We start from the raw sequence: 1,152 nt of genomic DNA on the forward strand, positions 1-1,152 counted from the left end.
AGTCCCGTATAAATTTCTCTGGATAATGGGATAGGTATAGTGGGATAAACAGACAGAGAAGTTATAAGTGATATAAGAACCTCTCTAAATAATTTTTAAATAGGTTTGGATTGGATAATGTGTTTATTGCCCAACAATTTCTCTATACTTTTTATAGATATCAAAAAAATAAAGATATATCAGTTTTCATGTTTATGATTTTGAGGACAAGGGGGAATTGAATTGCTGTTTAAGAAAAAGAAGCAGAGGTCTAACAGTGAAGAGCTTTTAGAGGCGCTATTGAAGGACGTAGAGGGTGAAGCCAGCAAGAGTAGCGTGAGTGAAGTGCGTAAAATTGAATCCATTGATGATCTTGCAGATGCTCTGGGATTAGAGAAGAGAGCTAAGGGGAATAGAAATAGTTGTGATGGCTTTGATGAATTTGATTATGTTGAGAAGAAAGAAGAAGAATACGACACAGAAGATTACGAAGAAGAATATGATAAAGGTGACGAGGTGGCAGAGGAACAAGTATTGATAGACAAATCTGCTGATGAATATGAAGAAGAGGAGGAATATGAGGAAGAATATGATGAGGAAGAATATGATGAGGAAGACAACAAGCCATCGGATATGACTGTAGATGAGCTGGAGAGGTTTCTGCTAGAAAGGGAGAATCAAAAGAAACATATCGAAGATATGGAGGAAGGACCGCAGTCATTGAAAAAAATGAAAGAGCCTGCTGACAGCACAGCGAGCCGCACAGTAAACAAAATTACATGGGAGGATATGAAGGATATGGATATGGAGAAGGAAGTAAGTATAATGGATGAGAGTACAGAGGGCTTTTGTTTCGGATTTTCGTTCCCGAGCGAAGAGCAGGTCGCATGGGAAATTCAAAAGGGTGATAAGAAATGGGTTGTGCTGTTTGATAAAGTAAAAGACACGTTCAAGATTATATATAAATAAGGAGGGGATAAATATATAGTGGGGGCTTTTAAATAGCCTCCACCATTTTTATCAGAAAATAGCAAGAAGACTCCATCCTCTTTAGGATGGAGATGAACTGCTAACATAATCTTTTGGAGGTGGCGAGTGATGGCAAAATATTACAAGGTTTTAGACAGGAACGGCCGTTCCTGCCACGGCGGTGAGGCTGAGTGGTCACTGCCG

1 protein-coding gene is annotated in these 1,152 nt (G+C 39.1%); it reads left to right on the forward strand.

Annotated elements, in window-relative coordinates; all coding sequences use genetic code 11:
- The first annotated feature begins 222 nt into the window (after positions 1–222).
- Entirely contained in the window at positions 223–948 is a 726-nt protein-coding gene (locus tag V7Z69_RS08065; RefSeq protein ID WP_334139529.1) for a hypothetical protein, read from the forward strand.
- Positions 949–1,152: the final 204 nt, after the last annotated feature.

The sequence above is a fragment of the Thermovirga lienii genome, assembly GCF_036847465.1.
In the GTDB taxonomy this organism is placed as follows: Bacteria; Synergistota; Synergistia; order Synergistales; family Thermovirgaceae; genus Thermovirga; species Thermovirga lienii.